Source organism: Marinomonas ushuaiensis DSM 15871 (genome assembly GCF_000521805.1).
Classification (GTDB): domain Bacteria; phylum Pseudomonadota; class Gammaproteobacteria; order Pseudomonadales; family Marinomonadaceae; genus Marinomonas; species Marinomonas ushuaiensis.
Map to the genome: position 1 here is coordinate 1 of NZ_JAMB01000021.1, position 19465 is coordinate 19465.

Sequence of the window (19465 nt, forward strand, 5' to 3'; positions counted from 1 at the left end):
GGTTAATAAAGCATCAAAACAAACACCGATCGATTAAATAACGAACGAAAATCAATCTAACAGACAAAAAAAGCCCTATTACTTTTCAGTAAATAGGGCCTTTTATAACTAACAATTTAAATCAAAAAACTAACCCAACCATTTTCTCGCATTTTGGAACAAACGCAACCAAGGAGCTTGCTCTTGCCATTCGCTTGGATGCCAGCTGTGCTGGACCGTACGATAAACACGCTCTGGATGAGGCATCATAATAGTCACTCGACCATCTTCTGATGTTAGTCCTGTCACACCTTCAGCCGAACCATTTGGATTAAATGGATAACGCTCTGTCGCTTGTCCGTAGTTATCCACATAACGAAGAGCCACTTGAGCCGACTTAGCCAATTCCGCAATATCACCTTCATTACGATATTCAGTTTGGCCTTCTCCATGCGCAACTGCAATTGGCATTCTTGAACCTTCCATTCCTGCCAATAAGATAGAGTTTGATTTCTGAACCTCCACCTGAACAAGACGACCTTCAAACTGGGCAGATTCGTTACGAATAAATTTAGGCCAGTGATCAGCACCTGGAATCAATTCACGAAGATTCGACAACATCTGACAACCATTACACACACCAAGCGTAAAAGTATCTGTACGTTTAAAGAATGATTCAAATTGATCGCGGGCAATTGGATTAAACAAAATAGATTTTGCCCAACCTTCACCTGCGCCTAATACATCACCGTAAGAGAAACCACCACAAGCCACCAAACCGTTAAATCCATCAAGAGAAACACGACCAGAGAGGATGTCGCTCATGTGAACATCAACAGGGGCAAAGCCCGCCTTATGGAAAGCAGCGGCCATTTCCACCTGACCATTGACACCTTGTTCACGCAATACAGCAATTTTAGGTCTAACCCCTTTCGCAATATACGCCGCCGCAACATTTTCATTAAGGTCAAACGTAACCGATGCAGACAAACCTGGATCTTTAGCGTCCAATAATCCATCGAACTCTTCTTGAGCTGACTTTGGATTATCACGCAAAGCCTGAACACGATAGCTCGTTTCAGACCAAATACGCTGCCAGTTAATGCGAGTTTCTTCTAGTAGCACTTCACCACCAAGACGAACACTAATACTGTCATCGCCAGACAAAGTAGCAATTGGTAAAACAGACACACCCACTTTTGCGTAAGTTGCAACAACCCCAACCACATCCGATTCGCTCACTTGAATCACTGCACCCAACTCTTCACTAAAGAGTGCCGGAGCAACTTGCGCGCGACTTGAAACTATCGAATCAAGGTCGACATTTAAACCTAAATGACTGGCAAATGACATTTCAGTCAGAGTCGCAAAAACACCGCCATCAGATCGATCATGATAAGCAAGTAACTTACCTTCTGCGTTTAACGCTTGAGTCGTATCAAAGAATCCAGCCAAAACCGCAGCATCGTCTACATCTGGCGCTTGCTTACCAAGTTTATTGTAAACCTGAGCAATAACGGAACCACCAAGACGATTCTTACCAGCACCCAAATCAATCAATAACAAACGCGTATCTGCTTTGTTTTGCAGTTCAGGTGTCAGTGTTTTACGAACATCCGCTACTGGAGCAAACGCCGTAATCACCAAAGACAAAGGAGACGTAACGGCTTTTTCTTGGCCATTTTCTTTCCAGACAGTCTTCATCGACATGGAATCTTTGCCCACTGGAATCGCAATATCCAATGCTGGACACAATTCCATACCAACGGCTTTGACTGTTTGATAAAGTTTTTCATCTTCACCTTCATGACCAGCCGCCGCCATCCAGTTTGCAGACAACTTAATATGATTACGCTTGGTAATTTTCGCAGCCGCTAAGTTAGTCAATGCCTCACCTACCGCCATACGACCAGATGCAGGAGCATCAAGCAAAGCAATTGGCGTACGCTCCCCCATGGTCATCGCTTCACCGGTATAACTTTCCAGCGAAGAAGTCGTTACAGCAACGTCAGCAACAGGCACTTGCCAAGGACCAACCATTTGGTCACGGGCAACCATTCCGGTAATCGTTCTATCACCAATAGTGATTAGGAAGTTTTTACTGGCCACCGTAGGCAAACTTAATACACGCTTCGCAGCATCAGCCAAATCTACATCCACTGCGGTAAAATCATCACCAGCAATAACAGCTTTGTTTGCTTCACGGTGCATTTTCGGCGCTTTACCAAACAAAACAGACATAGGTAAATCAACAGGCTTATTGCCGAAGTGCTCATCTGCTACTTCTAAATGAAGCTCTTCTTTTGCTTCACCAACAATAGCAAACGGACAACGCTCTCGCTCACAAATCGCAGTAAATTCAGCGACGCGATCAGAAGAAACCGCCATAACATAACGTTCTTGCGACTCGTTACACCAGATCTCTAACGGTGACATGCCCGGTTCATCATTTAGAACCTTACGCAAATCAAAACTGCCACCACGTTCACCATCTTTTACCAATTCAGGCAATGCATTAGACAAACCACCAGCGCCCACATCATGAATAAAACTGATTGGGTTTTTATCGCCTAGCTGCCAACAACGGTCGATCACTTCCTGACAACGACGCTCCATTTCTGGGTTGCCACGCTGTACAGAAGCAAAATCTAGATCTTCATTACCATCGGCAGACGCCATAGACGACGCTGCGCCGCCACCAAGACCAATCAACATCGCAGGCCCACCAAGTACAATTAACTTGGCGCCGACTTTAATTTCTTTTTTCTCAACATGCTCACGACGAATATTACCTAAACCACCCGCCAACATAATTGGCTTATGATAACCACGCACCTCTTCTTGAGAAACGCCTTGGATTTTTTGCTCGTAAGTACGGAAGTAACCTAATAAGTTGGGGCGCCCAAACTCATTATTAAATGCCGCGCCACCAATTGGCCCTTCAATCATGATATCCAAAGGCGTTACAATACGAGAAGGCTTGCCGTAATAACTTTCCCAAGGCTGTTCAAAACCGGGAATTTTCAAGTCGGAAACAGTATAGCCACTCAAACCTGCTTTTGGTTTTGAGCCAATACCAGTTGCGCCTTCATCACGAATTTCGCCACCAGAACCGGTCGCCGCACCTGAAAAAGGTGAAATAGCCGTTGGATGATTATGGGTCTCAACCTTCATCAAGATATCAATATTCTCTTGACTAAAGTCGTATTCACCCGTGCCAGGTGCTGGAAAGAAACGTCCAGCAAAGTGGCCTTCCATCACAGCCGCATTGTCTTTATAAGCAGATAAAGTACCTTCAGGGTTGTGTTCGTGCGTATTCTTGATCATTTTAAATAAAGAGCGCTCTTGCTCTTCGCCATCAATCGTCCAAGACGCATTAAATATTTTGTGACGACAATGCTCCGAGTTTGCCTGAGCAAACATCATCAATTCGATGTCAATTGGATTACGACCAAGCTCAACAAAGGCATCAACCAAGTAATCGATTTCATCTTCAGCCAGAGCAAGCCCCAAGGTTTGGTTTGCCTCAACCAACGCTGAACGACCGCCACCTAAAACATCAACACTCGTCATAGGTGCGGGTTCTGCATGAGAAAACAGACTGGCCGCATCGCTCAATGCCGGGAGCAAACTTTCAGTCATGCGGTCATGCAACATAGCAGACAACAAATCTAGCTCTTCAAGCGTCAAGGCTTTCGAGCTATGGATAAAGTATTCCACACCACGCTCAACGCGAGATACGGTAACTAAACCACAATTATGGAGGATATCGGTTGCTTTCGATGACCAAGGCGAAATCGTTCCTAAACGCGGAACAACAAGAACACTTTGATCAGATGAACTGACTTGGGAGGATTTAGGACCATAGGCCAAAACGCGTTGCAGAACAGTATCCTGTTCAACCGTAAGCGTTTGATTATCAGCCAACTCCACAAAATGGAGAAATTGTGCATCGACATCAGTTACTGTAGAAACAGATGCTTGCATATTGGCTAATAACTTTGCCTTGCGAAACGCTGATAGCGCAGCGGAACCATGCAGAGTTAGCATGTTGAGTATTGCCTCACTTGGTAGTTTTGGGGAAATGATGGGGTATTTTAAATCAATGAGGCAAATAGAGGCTAGCAGAGTATGAAATTTCTACACAAAATCGACAAAAAAATAGCTCAAAATGGTTTTTTGGCCAATTCTTTCAACTTCTTTTTCTGTTCACGACGATATTGGAAGAATTGAGTCAGCTGAGAAGACGCAATTTCACCCAATATACCCTTTTCAACCTTGACCTGATGGTTAAGAAAAGGCGCATTGAAAAATTGCCCCTGACTTTCGACAACACCACTTTTTGGCTCAGTAGCAGCATAAACAACTCGATCAATACGAGCATGAACAATCGCCCCTGCACACATAGAACAAGGCTCCAAAGTAACATACAAGGTTGCGCCTGGCAGACGATAGTTATTCACCGCTTTACAGGCTGTTCGAATCGCTTGAATTTCTGCATGAGCGGTTGGATCACACAATGAAATGGGCGAATTGTAACCCTCACCAATAATCTCATCATCAAGAACAACAATGGCACCAACTGGAATTTCATTTTCTTTCGCTGCCTTAGCCGCCAATTCGAGCGCCCTCTTCATCCATTCTTGATCTTTCATTATTGATCCACCTCAAGGCAGCTATATTGCTTTAAATACATGATTGCCTTTCATACACAATCCGCTCTACACTCAATTTTAATAAGATCATAAACACAAGGAGATTTATCTATGCGCACAGTGGCAGATTTAATGTCGAAAGGTTTAATTACATTAAAAGAAAATGATTCGTTAGCAAAAGCAAAAGAATTGATGCATGACAAAAACATCAGAAATATTCCAATCGTCAATGATGAAGAGGAATGCGTAGGAATGCTAACGCAGCGTGAATATCTACGCCACGCATTCCATTTGGTTAGCCAATTTGGCACCCATCAAATATCCAAGAAAGAACAACAAACTCCGATCGCCAACGCCATGAACAAAGACATACTAACAGTAAGCCCTGACATGGAATTAAGTGCAGCTGCTGAATTTTTCATCGAAAATAAATATGGATGCTTACCCGTCACTCACGATAACAAGCTTGTCGGCATACTAACACCCGTCGATTTCGTTAAACTGGCTAACAAAATGCTCAAAGAATCGATTTAAGCTAAGCACTTTCGAGCTGCTCATTAGAGGACGAAGGTGCAAGCTGCTCTTCTTTCTCTATATGGACATCCAACGCTTGCACACCAAAGTCGGTTTCCGATAACTCAAAATTTACAACCTGACCCTTTCTAAGCGTCTTATGACCATTACAAGCAATCGATTTGTAATGCACAAACACATCACTTTCCGTTTCTCTTTTAATGAAACCAATTCCCTTAGCATCATTAAACCATTTAACTTTTCCAGTTAATCGCTCCATTACCTTCGCCTCTTTTTTTATTTTTATTAAAGTAAGCGCAAGGTTAGCGATCAACATTGACCACTAACCTTTATCTATTTATAAAGATTCAATACTCGTTTTTTGCTCTTCCAATTTACTAACAGTTAGCTGCAAGTCATCACATTTAGCTCGCTCTTTCTCAACGACTTCTGCTGGCGCCTTAGCCACAAAGCTATCATTTGATAATTTGCCTTGTATACGTTGAAGCTCTTTGGATGACTTATCGATTTCTTTTTGTAGACGCGCTAGCTCTGCATCCTTATCAATAAGACCCGCCATTGGAACCAAGACTTCCATATCGCCAACCAAAGCCGTCGCAGACATAGGCGCTTCGTCACCAGCTGCCAACCAAGTAACCGTATCTAATTTCGCTAAGGTTTGTAGGAAGGTTAAATTAGCATCAAGACGTATTTTGTCTTGGCCAGAACCATTACGACACAGAACAGCCAAAGGCTTAGAAGGGGAAATATTCATTTCACCTCGAATATTACGAACCCCCTCAATAACACCTTTTAGCCATTCTACATCCGCTTCCGCTTCTGCATCTTTTTTGCTTCCCTCTGCCTCTGGGTATTGGGCAACCATAATAGTATCGCCACTTACTCCAGCCAAAGGTGCAATACGCTGCCAAATTTCTTCCGTCAAGAAAGGCATCATTGGGTGAGCTAAACGCAAGAAAGCCTCTAAAATTCGAACTAGGGTCCGACGTGTACCCATCAATTGAGCAGCTGTCGCATTTTCATCCCAAAGTACAGGCTTAGATAATTCCAAATACCAATCACAGTACTCATGCCACATAAACTCATAAAGCGCCTGAGCAGCCAGATCAAAACGATGCGTTTCAAAAGCACGATTTACCGCATCTTCAGCGTGCTGTAAACGTGAAATAATCCATTTATCCGCAAGAGACAATTCAACATCCGCGCCGTTCTGACCACAATCTTGATCTTCTGTGTTCATCAAAACATAGCGAGTCGCATTCCAAATTTTATTACAGAAATTACGGTAACCTTCCAAACGATTTAGGTCGAACTTAATGTCACGACCACCAGACGCTAAAGAACAAAGTGTAAAACGTAAAGCGTCTGTGCCGTAAGACTGAATACCTTCAGGATAAGTCTCACGGGTGTTTTTCTCTACTTTAGCCGCCAAACGTGGCTGCATCATGCCGTAAGTACGTTTCGTAACAAGAGATTCGATATCGATACCATTAATCAAATCCAAAGGATCGATTACGTTACCTTTCGATTTAGACATCTTATCGCCGCGCTCATCACGAATAAGGCCGGTAATGTAAACCGTTTTGAAAGGGACTTTATTTGTGAATTTCAATGTCATCATGATCATTCTGGCAACCCAGAAGAAAATAATATCGAAACCTGTTACCAATACATCAGATTCACTAAATTCTTTAAAATCCTGAGTTTCTTCAGGCCAACCTTGCGTTGCAAAAGTCCATAGTGCAGAAGAAAACCAAGTATCTAAAACATCTTCGTCTTGTGTTAATTCAATGTCTGCCGACAAACTGTATTTAGCTCGAACTTCTTCCTCGTCTTTGCCCACATAAAATTTACCGTCTGCATCGTACCAAGCCGGGATTTGATGCCCCCACCAAAGCTGACGAGAAATACACCAATCATTTAGGTCACGCATCCAAGCAAAGTAAGTATTTTCCCATTGCTTAGGAACAAACTGAATGTCGCCATTTTCAACCGCTTCAATAGCAGGCTTAGCCAATGATTCAACAGCAACATACCATTGCTGAGTCAAATAAGGCTCGATAACGGTATTACCACGCTCACCGCGAGGCACTTTCAATTTATGATCCGCTATTTTTTCAAGTAAACCTAACGCATCAAAATCTGCAACAACCGCTTTACGTGCATCAAAGCGATCCATTCCACGATATTTTTCTGGCGCTACGTCGTTGATAGCTGCATCGTCCGTTAAAATATTAATCAACGGCATGTCATGACGTTTGCCAACTTCATAATCATTAAAGTCATGAGCAGGTGTAATTTTCACACAACCTGTACCAAACTCTTTATCGACATATTCATCCGCAACAATGGGAATACGACGACCAACCAATGGTAATTCAATTTCTTTACCAACAAGCGCAGCAAAACGCTCATCATCTGGCGCGACAGCAACCGCCGCATCACCAAACATAGTTTCTGGTCGAGTTGTAGCAACCACAATATAATCTTTGCCATCTTCGGTTTTCACGCCATCCGCCAATGGGTAGCGGAAATACCACATGAAACCATTTTCTTCTTCGGAGATAACTTCCAAATCAGAAATAGCTGTATGTAAAACCGGATCCCAATTGACCAAGCGCTGGCCGCGATAAATAATGCCTTCATCATAAAGACGAACGAATACCTCTTGAACCGCCGCAGACATACCTGGATCCATCGTGAAACGCTCTTTATCCCACGCAACGGAGTCACCCATAACTCGCATCTGATCTGAAATAGTACCGCCAGACTGATCTTTCCATTCCCATACTTTCTCAAGGAATTTCTCACGTCCAAGATCATGACGAGTCTGGTTTTCAGCCGCCAACTGACGCTCTACAACCATTTGTGTCGCGATACCAGCATGGTCACAACCTGGCTGCCATAATGTGCGGCTGCCTTTCATGCGCTCACGACGAATCATGGCATCCATTAAGGTATGCTGAAATGCGTGCCCCATGTGAAGACTACCGGTGACATTTGGCGGTGGGATCATGATAGAAAAAGGAGAACCGTTGCCTTGAGGTGCGAAATAGCCACCTTCTTCCCAACGTTGATAAATGGGTTTTTCAATACTTTGTGGTTGGTAAGTCTTTTCCATTATGGTGTCTTAAAGCTCTTATGTAGCGGTCAATTTGATTTTGCAGAATTATAACTTGTCGAAACAAGATAAAAAATAACATGTGCACTATTAAACGTATCATCCGTGTGTAAAACACACAGAAAATTAATCTTTTTTGATAGTAGCATCAGACGAGTACAAGGTTTGTATCACTTCTGAAACCAATTCTGGTAAACGCCGTTCAAGGACGCTGGTAATAGTTTTTGCGATGAGTTCTTGTGAAAGGTCACTAGATAAAGTGTCCGTTACCTCTGACTTTTTCTCATAATCCGATTCATCAAGGGTCTGAACTAAGTAATCCTCTTGACTGGCGCAAGCCGCTACCTGCTCAGCAACAATATCCATCAATATAGGGATATCATCTTGATTTCGTAGGGCTGAAATCAAGGTTTCTTCATCTGGCTCAAGAGCATCATTTTCATGATGAGCAGCTAAATCTGACATAGAAAAAAACCAATATTAAGAATACAAAACACAACAGCTGAGCTCATTAAACTCCCAACCACTCATTTATTACTTCAACTTTCGCACCGAAGACCGTAAAAGTCCACCCTCACTCACCGAGCAAACCAAAACAATCAGAGGAAAATAATACCTTGATCGAGTTAACACTTCGACAAAAAAAAGGCAGCGATAAAATCATCGCTGCCTTTAAGATCATTTTTCAATTCGGGTGGATTATGCTTTAGCTAACAAGTAACGAGTTAACAAAGCAACAGGGCGACCACTTGCACCTTTTGTCGCGCCACCAGCCCAAGCCGTACCAGCAATATCCAAATGAGCCCAAGGATAAGAGCCCGTAAAGCGAGACAAGAAGCAAGCCGCTGTTACAGAACCTGCTTCAGGCCCACCGATGTTTGCGATATCTGCAAAGTTACTGTCCAACTGTTGCTGATACTCTTCGTCTAACGGCATTTGCCAAATCTTATCAGCGGCAGTCTGACTTGCCGATTTTAATTCTGCGGCCAAATCATCATCATTGGCGTACATGCCAGAGTTAACGCTACCTAGAGCAACAACACAAGCACCAGTCAAAGTGGCAATATCCACAACAGATTTCGGTTTAAAGCGCTCAATATAAGACAACGCATCGCACAATACCAAACGTCCTTCTGCATCGGTGTTTAGAACTTCAACCGTTTGACCAGACATAGTTTTAACAATATCGCCCGGTTTAGTAGCTCGACTGCTTGGCATATTTTCTGCTGCAGCAATAACTGCCGTAAAGTTCAGCGTTGGTTTCAACTCACAGATCGCTTTCATCGTACCAAAGACACTTGCCGCACCACACATGTCGTATTTCATCTCGTCCATCTTAGGACCAGGCTTCAAAGAAATACCACCAGTATCAAAAGTAATACCCTTCCCTAGCAATACATGAGGCGCTTCGTCTTTTTCGCCACCACGATAATGCATCACGATCAAATAACTTGGCTGATCACTGCCACGACCCACAGACAATAGGCAATGCATGCCTAACTCGTCCATTTTGTTTTCGTCTAGCAACTCAACGTCGATTCCATATTCTTCACCTAAATGCTGAGCTTTCGACGCTAAATAACTTGGCGTACAAACGTTACCAGGTAAATTGCCAAGCTGACGAGCAAAGGCTGAACCACTTGCAGTTGCCGTACCAATTGCTAGAGCCGCTTCGTCTGCACCTTCAATAAGCAAAGATTCGACTTTCGTTGCTTTGCTAGCGTCATCTTGTTTGAAACCAAGAAAATTATAAAAGCCTTCATTGAGCCACTGAGCAACCAAAGCAGTAACATCTGATGATGAACGCTTCTTCAATATAAGTGATGCACTGGCTAACGCAACAGACTCATAAGGTAGACCTTTTATCTGAGCAGCAACAGCCGCAACTACTTTACGAGCCTGCATATCGCTCATTTCAGCGTCTTTACCTATGCCAACTAATAATACCGCTTGAGCAAAATCTTGAGTCAGACTTGGTAGTAGTAAAGTTTGTGCTACACCTCCTTTGAAGACACCCGTTGCACGCAACTGAGAAACTTGTCCGGCAGAACTTTCATCTACCCAAGCCGTCGATTCAGAAAAATCACCCTCGCTAGGGACAAACGCAACAAGCAAATCAGCTTGGACTGTAGATAAGCGATCAAATAACGCCATATTCATGGAAAATTCCTCAAAAAAATAACTTTTTAAAAAAAACTGGATAATGTTCTTCTTACCGCGAGATAATGGGGGCTTTAAATATGTAATCAACTCTACGCTTAAAAAGCGATATTCATCCAGAGGTGACTTTGAGACTATTCAGATACTTAGCGAAAGAAGTGCTGGTGTCAACAGCTGGCGTCACGCTAATTTTATTGCTAGTAATACTAAGCGGCCGCTTATCATCATATTTAGGGCGTGTCACAGAAGGAAAAATGACTTTCGAATTCCTTTTCGTCATTCTTGGCTACCATATCCCAAGCTTTATCCAAATGATCATGCCTCTGGCCTTCTTCCTGTCCTTATTACTCACATTCGGTCGTTTGTATATAGAAAATGAAATGTCAGTACTTTTTTCTAGCGGCATAAGCAAAATCAAATTGGCAGGCTACACTCTAGGCATTGCCTGTATTATAGGTCTAATAAGTGGAGGAATTAATTTCTGGCTCGCTCCATTTAGTGAATATCGCGCGGCAGAAGCATCTCAAGCACAGAGTAAAATATCTGCCTTTGACTTACTTATACCTGGACGTTTTGAAGGTAGCGGTCAACGCACCACTTATATAGAAAGTTTTACACCTGAAGAAGGGTGGGTAAACAACATATTTATATCTGGCGTCGCTAATAAAAAAGACAAAAACATCCAGACACAAATGTTTGCGGATTATGCAGAACAAATTCGAGTCAGCTCAGAAAATAATGAAAACTATCTCGTTTTCAAAAACGGCACCCGCTATGAAGGCAAACCAGGCACAGCCAATTATCGTATTACTCAATTCGACACTTATGCTGTTCGCATGGAAAACAAAGAAAATGATGCAATTGATGAAGCCTACACAAAAAGCACAATGGATCTTATTAAAAGCACAAAGCTTCTTGATAAGGTCGAATTGCAATGGCGTATTTCACTTGTTGTCATCATTCCGGTTCTTGCGATTATTGGCTTATCATTAAGCCAAGTAAACCCAAGACAAGGGCGTTTTTTCAAAATGCTGCCTGCTATTTTATTAATGATTCTTTATATTGCACTATTGATTTGGGGACGCACAGGCTTAGAAAAAGGCAAACTCCCTATCCAGCTCGGTCTTTGGTGGATTCACGGCATATTTGTACTTATTGCAGCCGTTTTGTTTACTCAATACAACCAAGTATTTGAACGCCGCAAAGCGCGATTACCTAACACATCTAAATCAAGCTCAAGCGAGTAATTCCTATGAAAAAAATAGATAAATACATCGCCAGCAGCGTTTTATGGTCATTTTTAGTTGTTACAGTTGTATTGCTTGGTTTGGATTTTGCTCTAACCTTTATTGAACAAATCAAAAAAGTAAATGATAACTACACCATCCAATCACTACTCCAAGTTATTTCCCTGCGCTTACCCGGAAGGCTAGCAGAATACATTCCGATCGCCTCACTCATCGGCACATTAATGGGACTTGGCACATTGGCCGCGACATCTGAGTTGACGGTTATGCGAGCAGCAGGCATGCCAATTTGGCGCATCGGTTTCGCCGCTTGCCAGCCAATTGTATTGGTATCTTTGCTGGGCATGGGGATTTCAGAGTTCGTTGCTCCCGTTGCAGCACAAAAAGCAAACTTGATAGAAAAATTTCAGGATCAAAAAAACGACACATTTTCGTTAACTGGTGGGGTTTGGCTAAAAGCGGATAACAACTTTGTCTACATTGATGCTGCAGATAGAGAAGGCAAACTTTATGGTATACAAATTTTCTCACCTGAGAACCAAGAGCTAACCCATGTCAAAAACGCAGCCAGCGCACAACATATTGAAGGTTCACTGTGGCAATTAAATACGGTTACAGAAACAACTTTCTACCCCGATCATATTGAAACAACCAGCATTGATCGCTCAGAATGGAGAGTTAGTATAATGCCAGAGCATCTGTTTTTAGCCTCTCAAGAACCTGATTCCTTATCCTTGAGTCAACTAATGAACTACCAACAATACTTACGCCAACAACATCTTGACGCCTCTCAATACGAACTAGAGTTTTGGATAACCGCTCTTCGCCCAATAGCATCTCTTGCCTTGGTACTTGTTGCTCTATCAAGCGTGTTTGGGCCATTAAGGTCATCTACAATGGGCGGACGTATTTTCTCAGGCGTATTAATAGGCTTAGCATTTCAAAATGCCTTGAATTTATTTGGGCGAATGAGTGTGGCGATCGACTTTCCACCAGCCATTGGCGTAAGCATCCCTATTGCTATTTGCCTACTTGCTGGACTTGTATTAATGCGACGCCGAGGCTAAACATAATCTCGGCGTCACTTTCAGAAGCCTTTACGTTGCTATAAACCTAGCAATTCTCGATAAGGCTTCTTGCAATCTTGGTCCATCACAGGTGTAAGCAAAACGAACGTATTTTTGGGCATCCTTGATACCAAAATCCGCACCCGGCGTTAACGCTACCTTTTCTTCCTCTAGCAATGCCAAACACCAAGCCATAGCATCATCAGTAACATTCGAAACATCGACATAAACATAAAATGCGCCATGTGCCGGTGCAACAATAGGCAACCCAATCTGCTCCAGACCTTCAAGTAAAACCAATCGTCGAATGTTCATAATTTGACGTCGCTCTTCACATTCTTCCAACACTTCTGGCGTAAAAGCACTGATCGCTGCATGCTGAGAAACACTTGGAGCAGAGATGAATAGATTTTGAGCCAATTTGGTCACACCTTCTATCGCCCACTCAGGCACCACTAACCAACCCAATCGCCAACCTGTCATAGCAAAATATTTTGAAAAACTGTTGATAACAAAAATATCATCATCAATAGATAGCGCCGAAAAATCCTCTCCCTCGTAAACGAGACCTTGGTATATTTCATCAACCAGTAAATGACCGCCTTGCTCTTGCACCTTTTGCCAAGCTTGCGAGATGTATTCTTTACTCAACACCGCACCTGTCGGATTAGACGGAGACGCCAACCAAAGACCGGATGTTTTTTCACTCCAATTCTTCGATAAATCCTCCAAATCCATTTCGAACCCTTTGCTAGCTTCGGTTTCAACTAATTTAGCACTCGCGCCAACTTGAACCAAAAAATGACGATTACACGGGTAACAAGGGTCTGGCATGAGAACCTCTTCGCCAACATCAACCATTAAGGAAGCCATCAACAAAAGCGCCCCAGATGCGCCGGACGTGACAATAATGCGTTCCGGTGACACAGTTGCTTGATAACGAGAAGCATAATAATCACTGATAGCAGACTTCAATTCTGGCAAACCTGTCGCTGAGGTATAGCCTGTATTGCCCTCTTCTATAGCCTGCATTCCGGCTTTGCCGACGGACTCAATAGCAACAAAATCCGGCTCACCAACTTCAAGATGAATCACATCTTCACCCTGAAGCGCCAACGCCTTGGCGCGAGCCAAAATAGCCATCACTTGAAAAGGAGCAATTTGCTCAACTCTTGCTGCCAACTTATGCTTTTTCATTCAACATTCTCTGCCTTATTTAAAAAATCGTAACATTTTGCACAAAATATGTGGTTAACCATCAAATTATCTGGTAAGTTTCCGGCCGAAAATAAACCACCTAATCTTATCGTTTACAGGTTACCACAATGGATACCTGCGAAGTGAGGCTATGCACATGCCAAAAATGAATCCAGATTCATTAATGAAAGACTTCACTCCTTATGTTGCTAAGGACGGCGAAGAATACATGAACGAAAACCAGTTAGCGCACTTTAAAAGTATCCTGCTTAACTGGAAACAAAACTTAATGGAAGAAGTTGATCGCACAGTAAACCACCTGAAAGAAGAGGCGGTAAACTATGCAGATCCAAACGATCGTGCCAGCCAAGAGGAAGAGTTCAGCCTAGAACTTCGTGCTCGAGATCGTGAACGCAAGTTGGTTAAGAAAATTTCTCAGACGGTTGAACTAATCGATTCTGATGATTACGGCTATTGTGAAGAGTGTGGCATTGAAATCGGCATTCGCCGTTTAGAGGCCCGCCCAACAGCAACCATGTGTATTGATTGCAAAACACTGGCTGAAATCAAAGAAAGACAAATCGGCGGCTAACGCATTAGCGTCTAACAGCAGTGCCAAATTCTTTGTCGACCTTGTATCGTGGCCGTTTTGCGCCTTCGCCAACCGGCCCACTCCATTTTGGCTCGCTAGTCAGTGCGTTAGCGAGCTACTTGGATGCAAAAAAAAACCAAGGTGATTGGCTTATTCGCATTGAAGATGTAGATGGAACTCGCTGCAAAAAATATTTTTCAGAACAAATACTCAACACCCTCAGCAGCTACAAACTCTTTTCTGACGAAACCGTCATAGCACAAAGTCACCGCTCAGAACTATACGAGCAACATCTCTCAACACTAAAAAACCAGCAGCTCGTCTTCCCATGCAATTGCACGCGCCAATTTCTCACGCAAAACAATGGCAATCATCCTGACGTGTGCAAAAGTACAGCCAACCAACTACATTCTTGGCGATTAAAAACCAGTAACTTACTATATCAGTATGAAGACCCGATTCAGGGAAGCTTAAACTTTGCAGATGACCTAAAAAATAATTGCCCAGTACTAAAAAGAAAAGATGGTTACTTTTCTTATCAGCTTGCTGTTGTTGTAGATGACCATCGACAAAACATTACCCATCTTGTGAGAGGCGCTGATTTAATCGAAACAACGGCTCAACAACTTTACCTATATGATTTATTTGAATGGACACCACCAAATATTTGTCATATTCCACTCATCACTAACACTTGTGGCGAAAAAATCAGCAAACAAAATCACGCAAAACCAATAGAAAACGGGCATCTACTCACCCTTCTTCGAGCTTTGCATTATCTAAATATCGATTTAAATTCACCGTCATCTATATCAGAAGCTCTCTCCCTAGCCATAAAACAATGGAATCCAAACACACTTTACGGGGTAAAATCGCTCCCCCTTGAACCACAAGACCAACACTTCATTTCTTAATCTTTCACTTCCTTTTAAACAGATATTCCACATCTCGACCATTTTGCAGCCTAATGTGTATAATCGTTACACTAGTAACAATAGGTGACAACTTATGCACAGCATTATGATTATCTGCCCAGACAACTCCTTACTCAAAGAATCTGAAAAATGGCTATCTCGGTACGGTTTTCAAGTAAACATGGGGAACTCACTAGAGCAAATTGAGAAATACTACGAACTGAGTGAATTTGATTTACTGCTAATTGATCAAGAAATCATTAACGACCTGAGTGGCGGTGCGACAGAACTTCCAAATACACCTCGTCGCATTGTATTGGATGCAAAACCTAGCTTGAGCACAGGCACACACAGCATGTCTCTTGGGACTGCCTACTATCTTCCGCTGCCTACCGACCCAGAAACTCTACTGAAGCATGTGGTAAATACTTTGGAGCATAGAGAGGTAAGTGAACAAATATCGACTCAAACACCGACTCTTTTTGCCAATACAGACACAACAGAAGAAGCCCTACCATTAGGCACCCCAGGCAGCGCCATTATTGGACAATGCCCACCCATGCTAGACCTGTTCATAGACATTAAAAAAATCGCTGCCACAGACGCCACAACACTTATTCGAGGAGAGTCTGGGACAGGTAAAGAACTAGTAGCCAAAGCCATACATAACGCCAGCCTGAGGAAGCATAATCAGATTGTTAGCATTAACTGCGCCGCCATCCCAGAAAATCTAATAGAGTCTGAATTATTTGGTCATGAGAAAGGCGCCTTTACTGGCGCGACCACCGCCCATGACGGTTTAATTAAAACCGCCGACAAAGGCACATTATTTCTTGATGAAATAGGTGAGCTACCTCTCGAAGCTCAGGCCAGGCTATTAAGAGTCTTACAAGAAGGTGAAGTTCGTCGAGTTGGTGCCACTGAATACAAAAAAGTCAGCATTCGTCTTATCGCCGCAACTCACAGAGACTTATTTGACATGGTGAGACAGGGACTATTTCGAGAGGATTTATATTACCGTTTATATGTAATGGAACTATTACTCCCCCCTCTCAGAGAACGAGGGGACGACATATCCATGATTGCCAAAGTGATACTCGAAAAAACTTGCCAGAAGCACGGTAAACCAGCCTATCATTACAATCGCACTTTCGACAAAGCCATTCGCTCACACCATTGGCCTGGCAACGTTCGAGAGCTTGAAAATGCAATAGAAAGAGCCGTTATTTTAAGCCCTATTGACAAAATTGAGGCAGCCAATCTAAAACTCGCTGACCAGCAAAAACACACAAGTACAGCAAACAGCACTTTTGAGCAAAACACACTGCAACTACAAGGCACAACACTGGACGACTACCTAAAACACTTCGTCCTTACGCACCAACACAAGATGACAGAGACACAACTTGCACACTCTTTGGGCATATCAAGAAAAAGCCTATGGGAACGACGACAAAAACTACTAATACCAAAAAAAGTAACAGAGTAACGGTAACACCTGATACTATAATACCCAAAATGAAATACCAATATTGTAAAAAAAACGAACAACATTTTCATAAAACTTAACTAAATCAGTGCTTTATTATTTTTGGCACAAGAAATGCCTTATATATGTCACAACGATAAGAAGATTGGCAAAGAATAAAAATAAGTTAATCGTCGGATGTAGGTTCTTAAAAACAAAAATAAAAGATAAGAACACCATGACCTCTTCAAATAAAAATAAAATTTGAGGTCGTGGATGGAAAATCGCTTTGGATAATTGATCTTTTTAGATATGCCAGCCCTCGGGCAATGAAAACAATGCAATAATAAAAATAAGATTTAAGTAGAACTGCAGAAGCAGCACTGACTTTGTTTTCGGAACTAGTATCTTCATGTATCCAAAGCGATTATTTTATTTTCTAATCAGAAAATAAAATAATCGCTCTAACCTATCTCTTCTACCAACACACCAAATTCATTTAAACAAGACCATTACCCGTGTAACTTTGCTCTATCACGTGTAGAATGCCATTTTCGTTAACTTATAAAAATTTGTTGTCCAATGCTTACAGGATTTAAATCTCTGGTACGTAAAGCTACCTCTCTGTTTGCCTCACCACAGGCGCAGACTTACCCTATCGTCATCCCTCGCAGCCAACACAGCTTATCTCGACAAGATTTGAGCCCAAATGCCGTCAAAGTACTGTATCGCCTAAATAAAGCTGGCTACGACGCTTACCTTGTCGGTGGTTGTATTCGAGACCATATCATTGGTGCAAAAACAAAAGATTTTGATGTGGTAACTAACGCCACACCAGAAGAAGTTCATGCGACCTTTTCCAACTCTAGGCTCATTGGCCGACGCTTCAAACTCGTTCACGTCACCTTTGGACGCGAAATCATTGAAGTTTCTACTTTTAGAGCAGGCTCTACTCAAGACGACAATGAAAGTACACCTCAGACATCATTAAAAGGTAAAGACTCTGCCCGCTCAACACACGGCATTGTTTTACGCGATAATGTCTACGGTAGCATCGAAGAAGACGCTGAACGTCGTGACTTCACTTTCAACGCACTTTATTACAATGTTAAAGACTTCAGCATTCACGATTTCTGTGGTGGATTAAAAGACATTGAAGACAAAGTAATTCGCATCATTGGCGACCCTCGTCAACGATACCAAGAAGACCCAGTGCGCATGTTACGTGCAATTCGTTTTGCGGGTAAATTAGGGTTCGAAATAGAAGCCTCTACCGCAGCGCCCATCAAAGAAATGGCGCATTTATTGGATCACATTCCACCAGCCCGTCTGTTTGAAGAAGTATTAAAACTGCTTGGCAGCGGCAATGGCATAGAAACCTTTGCTCTATTGCGTAAATACGGCTTGTTCCGCTATTTATTTCCAGACACAGATGCATTACTACAAAGCGGCTGGAAGCGAGATGACATAAACCCTGAAGCGTTTATTCTGCAAGGTTTGAAAAACACAGATGATCGCATTCAAAACGACAAAACCACTGCGCCTTATTTCTTATACGCCATTTTACTTTGGCCAAGTGTTGTATTACGTCACGAAGAATTCGAAGCGCAAGGCATGCCAACAACGCCAGCGTTGCATCAAGCCGCTAATATGGTGCTCGACAATCAAGTGGCATCAACTGCAATTCCTCGTCGTTTCTCTACACCAATGCGTGAAATTTGGGATATGCAATTCCGACTACCAAAGCGTTACGGAAAACGTGCCTTTCTACTGCTAGATCACCCGCGCTTCCGTGCCGGGTTTGATTTCTTACTTATCCGAGAACTCAGCGGTACGCAATTAGATGGCTTAGGAGATTGGTGGGAAGCCTTCCAACACGCTACTGAAAGCAAGCAGAGAGAGTTGATTAAAAACATTGATGTTCGCACCAGTGATAAAGAAGGCCCGAAAAAACGTCGCCCGCGTCGTCGTAGAAAAAGCAATGGACCAACAACAGAGACAAATTCGCCAAGCGAAGCCGCTAGCGAATAAGAGGGTACGCTGTGATACAAGCTTATATTGGCCTCGGCAGCAATCTTGAAAACCCAATAGCACAACTTGATCGTGCGATTGAGACCCTAAAGAAACACGATAGCTTATACGCTTTTCGTGTTTCTTCAATTTATGGCAGCAAGCCTGTTGGTCCTCAAGATCAGCCTGACTATATTAATGCGGTTGCATCTTTTAAAACTAAACTTCCTCCTATTGCCCTTCTCGATTTATTACAAAGCATCGAACAAAAACAACGTCGAATAAGAGAACGTCATTGGGGGCCGCGCACCCTTGATTTAGATCTGCTATTGTATGGCTCCGAGGAAATACAACACCCTCGGTTAACGGTACCTCACCCTTACATGTTAGAAAGAGGGTTTGTTATGTGTCCACTTAATGACCTTGCTCCAGATAGGCTCTTAGCAAACGGAAAAACAGTTGCTGAGCAGTTACACCAACTTGATACCAACGATTTGGTTTTTATCAAAGAAGTATAAAAT

Annotated in this window: 15 protein-coding genes; 8 read left to right on the forward strand and 7 right to left on the reverse strand. The window is 42.7% G+C overall.

What is annotated here, in order from left to right; genetic code table 11:
* Nucleotides 1–129 precede the first annotated feature (129 nt).
* Together purL and tadA are read right to left on the reverse strand one after the other, a co-directional pair.
* Nucleotides 130–4029, reverse strand: a complete 3900-nt coding sequence (gene purL / locus MUS1_RS14950; protein WP_036163910.1) for a phosphoribosylformylglycinamidine synthase — start codon at nt 4027–4029, stop codon at nt 130–132.
* Nucleotides 4030–4145: 116 nt separating this feature from the next.
* Entirely contained in the window at nt 4146–4634 is a 489-nt protein-coding gene (tadA, locus tag MUS1_RS14955; protein ID WP_036163912.1) for a tRNA adenosine(34) deaminase TadA, read from the reverse strand.
* A 111-nt stretch (nt 4635–4745) separates the two neighbouring features.
* Here tadA and MUS1_RS14960 point away from each other — a divergent pair, with 111 nt between their 5' ends.
* Nucleotides 4746–5168, forward strand: coding sequence for a CBS domain-containing protein (locus tag MUS1_RS14960; protein ID WP_036163915.1), 423 nt, complete (start codon nt 4746–4748; stop codon nt 5166–5168).
* A gap of 1 nt (nt 5169) precedes the next feature.
* On the opposite strand, the gene MUS1_RS14965 is transcribed toward MUS1_RS14960, so the two are convergent.
* The 4 genes from MUS1_RS14965 to MUS1_RS14980 all read right to left on the reverse strand — a co-directional run bounded on the left by MUS1_RS14965 (nt 5170) and on the right by MUS1_RS14980 (nt 10449).
* Nucleotides 5170–5427, reverse strand: coding sequence for a cold-shock protein (locus MUS1_RS14965; RefSeq protein ID WP_036163959.1), 258 nt, complete (start codon nt 5425–5427; stop codon nt 5170–5172).
* A 78-nt stretch (nt 5428–5505) separates the two neighbouring features.
* Nucleotides 5506–8289: a valine--tRNA ligase gene (locus MUS1_RS14970; RefSeq protein ID WP_036163916.1), complete on the reverse strand. Its 2784-nt coding sequence runs from the start codon at nt 8287–8289 to the stop codon at nt 5506–5508.
* Nucleotides 8290–8415: 126 nt separating this feature from the next.
* Nucleotides 8416–8754, reverse strand: a complete 339-nt coding sequence (locus tag MUS1_RS14975) for a hypothetical protein (protein WP_036163918.1) — start codon at nt 8752–8754, stop codon at nt 8416–8418.
* 234 nt (nt 8755–8988) lie between these two features.
* A complete protein-coding gene (locus MUS1_RS14980) occupies nt 8989–10449 on the reverse strand; it encodes a leucyl aminopeptidase (RefSeq protein WP_036163921.1) in 1461 nt (486 codons plus the stop codon).
* A gap of 122 nt (nt 10450–10571) precedes the next feature.
* Between MUS1_RS14980 and lptF the strand changes: the two genes are divergently transcribed.
* Together lptF and lptG are read left to right on the forward strand one after the other, a co-directional pair.
* A complete protein-coding gene (gene lptF / locus MUS1_RS14985; protein ID WP_084035646.1) occupies nt 10572–11696 on the forward strand; it encodes an LPS export ABC transporter permease LptF in 1125 nt (374 codons plus the stop codon).
* 5 nt (nt 11697–11701) lie between these two features.
* Nucleotides 11702–12763, forward strand: coding sequence for an LPS export ABC transporter permease LptG (lptG, locus tag MUS1_RS14990; protein ID WP_036163923.1), 1062 nt, complete (start codon nt 11702–11704; stop codon nt 12761–12763).
* 30 nt (nt 12764–12793) lie between these two features.
* Here lptG and MUS1_RS14995 read toward each other — a convergent pair whose 3' ends face one another.
* Nucleotides 12794–13960 (reverse strand): aminotransferase class I/II-fold pyridoxal phosphate-dependent enzyme, encoded by a 1167-nt coding sequence (locus tag MUS1_RS14995; protein WP_084035647.1) that lies wholly within the window; start codon nt 13958–13960, stop codon nt 12794–12796.
* A 157-nt stretch (nt 13961–14117) separates the two neighbouring features.
* Between MUS1_RS14995 and dksA the strand changes: the two genes are divergently transcribed.
* From dksA to folK, 5 genes are all read left to right on the forward strand, one after another.
* Nucleotides 14118–14552 (forward strand): RNA polymerase-binding protein DksA, encoded by a 435-nt coding sequence (gene dksA, locus MUS1_RS15000; RefSeq protein ID WP_036163924.1) that lies wholly within the window; start codon nt 14118–14120, stop codon nt 14550–14552.
* Nucleotides 14553–14572: 20 nt separating this feature from the next.
* The gene (gluQRS, locus tag MUS1_RS15005; protein ID WP_245595829.1) at nt 14573–15466 is read left to right on the forward strand and encodes a tRNA glutamyl-Q(34) synthetase GluQRS; all 894 of its coding nucleotides are present in this window, start codon (nt 14573–14575) and stop codon (nt 15464–15466) included.
* Between the two features lie 94 nt (nt 15467–15560).
* Nucleotides 15561–16955, forward strand: a complete 1395-nt coding sequence (locus tag MUS1_RS15010; RefSeq protein ID WP_036163926.1) for a sigma-54-dependent transcriptional regulator — start codon at nt 15561–15563, stop codon at nt 16953–16955.
* 561 nt (nt 16956–17516) lie between these two features.
* On the forward strand, nt 17517–18965 hold the full coding sequence (pcnB, locus tag MUS1_RS15015) for a polynucleotide adenylyltransferase PcnB (RefSeq protein ID WP_036163928.1): 1449 nt from the start codon (nt 17517–17519) through the stop codon (nt 18963–18965).
* Nucleotides 18966–18979: 14 nt separating this feature from the next.
* The gene (gene folK, locus MUS1_RS15020) at nt 18980–19462 is read left to right on the forward strand and encodes a 2-amino-4-hydroxy-6-hydroxymethyldihydropteridine diphosphokinase (protein WP_211236482.1); all 483 of its coding nucleotides are present in this window, start codon (nt 18980–18982) and stop codon (nt 19460–19462) included.
* Nucleotides 19463–19465 lie beyond the last annotated feature (3 nt).